Origin of the sequence: Amaricoccus sp., assembly GCF_017995835.1 — a bacterium.
Lineage (GTDB): Bacteria > Pseudomonadota > Alphaproteobacteria > Rhodobacterales > Rhodobacteraceae > Amaricoccus.
In genome coordinates this window covers 1-3,013 of record NZ_JAGOID010000193.1, presented here as the reverse complement: position 1 = coordinate 3,013, position 3,013 = coordinate 1, and the positions used below count along the sequence as shown (strand labels likewise).

At 73.8% G+C, this 3,013-nt stretch carries 2 protein-coding genes; both read right to left on the bottom strand.

Features of this window, described 5'->3' with window-relative positions; translation table 11 throughout:
• A partial coding sequence (locus KBA23_RS16550) for a right-handed parallel beta-helix repeat-containing protein (RefSeq protein ID WP_290743319.1) occupies positions 1-1,231 on the bottom strand: 1,231 nt, incomplete at its 3' end.
• A 157-nt stretch (positions 1,232-1,388) separates the two neighbouring features.
• A partial coding sequence (locus KBA23_RS16545; protein ID WP_290743317.1) for a lytic transglycosylase domain-containing protein occupies positions 1,389-3,013 on the bottom strand: 1,625 nt, incomplete at its 5' end.

Sequence of the window (3,013 nt, the reverse complement as noted above, 5' to 3'; positions counted from 1 at the left end):
CGCCCTCCACGCCCGGCGCGGCCTCGGTCGTGGCGGCGAAGACCTCCGCCGCCGTCGCGGATCCGACGCGGACGTCGCCGTCGAAGACGTCGTCGCCGACGATGTTGCCGCCGGCGCGGGTGATCGACCCGGAGATGTCGGATGCCGTTCCGACGAGGCCCGTGGCTGCGTAGGTCAGGACGGCGTTGCCGAGGACGATACTGTTCGAGAGCGAGACCGTGTCGGCTGCGATGCCGCCGACCCCGTCATCGCGCGTGGCGACGTTGCCGGTGATCGTGCTGTCGCGGACGACGACGGCGCCGCCCAGGATGCCGCCGACCGGGCCGTCGATGGCCGAATTGCCGGCGATCGTGCTGTTCTCGATCACGGCGCTGGAGGTGGCCCGGATCCCGCCGACGCCGAGGAGCCCGCTGTTGTCGGAGACGGTGCTGTCGATCACCCGGACGTCGTCGCCGGAGATCCCGCCGCACGTCGTCTCGTCGGCCCGGTTTCCGGACACGACGCTGCGGATGATCGTGACGGCGCCGCCGCCCATGATGCCGGCGCCCTCCGAGGTGTCGCTGACGGCGCTGTCCTCGAGCGTGACGTCCCCCCTGGCGTAGAGGGTTTGGAAGGATGCCATGTCGTTCAGCGCGACGTTCCCGGTGGCCTTGCTCCCCCGCATCACGATCGCGCCTGCACTGACCGCGATGCCGCCGCCGTCGCCCCGGAGGACGTTGCCGTCGAGGGCGCTGTCGACCAGGGTGGCCGTACCGGTGGTCAGGACGCCGCCGCCGAGGTAACCCGAGCCGTTGCCGCTGATCGCGCCGCCGACGAGCGTGACGTCGGCGGTCGAGGTGACGGCGCCGCCGCCGTCTTCGGTCCAGCCGCCGGTCAAAGTCAGCCCGTCGAGGGAGAGCGCAGCCGTGGCGTCGAAGATGCGGCTGTTGTCGAATTCGCGGTCGGCGTCGAAGGTCGCCTCCATGTCGGTGACGCCGCCCGCCAGCGTCACGTCGTCGCCGGCGGCGTCGCCGGTGATCGTCACGCCCTTGTCCCCGGCGACGATGGTCAGCGCGTCGGTGATCGCGATCGCGCCGCTGGTCAGGCGTACGAGATCCTCGGCGCCGCCGTCGAATACGGCGGAGTCGAAGCTGACGGTGTCGGCGCCGGCGCTGGCGTTGGCAGCAGTGATGGCGTCGCGGAGCGAGCCCGCGCCGGTGTCGGCGGAGGTGGTCACGGTGAATGTCGCCATGTCGGCCTCGGAGTTTCGGGCATGGGCCCGGGGCTGAAATCCGTCGCCGGAGCACTTGGCGACGCGAGAAACACGAGTCGATCACGAATGCTGCGCGGGCAGGGTATCACTGCTCGCGGCGCGCGTCACCGCGAATCCAGGTGTTGCGTGGGGGCGACTACCCCGCGACGTGGATGTCGGAGGCGAGGCGGATGGGGGCGACCTGGCCGTCGAGGCGGGCGCGGTAGACGTGCAGGCTTTCGAGAACCCGCATGACGTAGTTGCGGGTCTCCTCGAAGGGGATCGCCTCGATCCAGGCCACGGCGTCGACGTCCGGATCGCGAGGGTCGCCGTTGGCCGCCAGCCATTCCCGGACCCGGCCCGGCCCGGCGTTGTAGGCGGCCGCGGTCAGGACGTAGGAGCCGTCGTAGGCGCGCAGCATCCGGGCGAGGTAGGCCGTCCCGAGGGTGGCGTTGTAGAGGGGGTCGGCGGTGAGGCGCGCCGGCTCGAAGGGGACGCCGAGCTTGCCGGAGACCTCCTCGGCGGTCGCGGGCATCAGCTGCATCAGGCCACGGGCGCCGGCGGAGCTGACCGCCTCCGGGTTGAACTCGCTCTCCTGCCGGGCGATCGCGAGCGCCAGCTCGGTCGGGACCGGCCAGGGCTCGTCGGCGATGGCGTGCAGGGGGTAGTACTGGGCGGGCAGGATCACGCCGTCGGCGGCGGCGTCCTTGGCGATGCGCACGGCGAGGTGGGGGCTGCCCTGGTCGGAGGCCATCTGTGCGAGCGCGGCGCGCTGGCGCGGTTGCTGGCCCTCGGCGGCGTGACGCAGGAAGAGCGTGGCGCGGGTCTGGTCGCCGGCGAGCGCTAGCAGTTCGGCCGCCTGCACGACCGAGGCGCGCGCGAACTGCCGGCCGCGCCAGCGGGGCGCGTCGGGCTCGCCCGCCAGCGCCGGATCCGGGGCAAGGCCGGCGCGGCCGGCGGCGAGCTGGCCGTAGAAGCTGGTCTGGAAACGGCCGCCCTCGGTCCAGGCGGCCTTCGCCGCCGCCTCGTCGCCGCGGGCCTCCTCGGCGAGACCGAGCCAGTAGCCGGCGCGACCGAGGCTGATCGGGGTGGCGACCGCCGCGCGGAAGCGGGTGAAGTGGGCCGCGGCGGCGGCGGGGTCGTCCATGCGGGTGAGCGCGACGAAGCCCGCGACCCATTCGGCGTCGGCGTAGTCGGGGCCGGAGGCGGCGTTGCCGAAGTTGCGGGCGGCGAGCGCGTAGGCCGTCGCGACGTCGCCGCGGCGCAGCGCCTTGCGGGCCATGTCGGCGCGGCCCTCCATCCACATGTCGGGGCGGCCGAGCGCCTCGGCCGAGGTCGAGCGGGCGACGAGGAAGGCCTCGGCGTCGTCGGCGCGGTCCCTGGTTACGCGGTAGAGGTAGCGCTCGTAGGCGAGGCCGGGGTCGTCGGCGAGGGCGGCGGGGACGGCGTTGATCGCCGCGGTCGATCCGTCGGCGTCGCGGCGGACGGCGAGGCGGGCGGCGGCGAGCTTGCGCCAGCCCTCGGGCGCGCGGGGCATGAGCGCCTCGGCCTCGGCGCCGAGGCCGCGCCAGAGCAGCATGTCGAGGCGTTCGACGATATGGGGCGCGACGAGATCGCCGTGGGCGGCGAGGATCGCGGTCTGGTCGGCGGCGCCGACGGGAACCTCGAGCCAGACGCGCAGGATCTCGGCGTCTGCATCGGGGCCGCGGCCGGTCGCCGCGAGCGCGGCGGCGTAGCGCAACGCCCCCGCGCCGGTACGCGGCGGATCCACGGCGAAGAAGG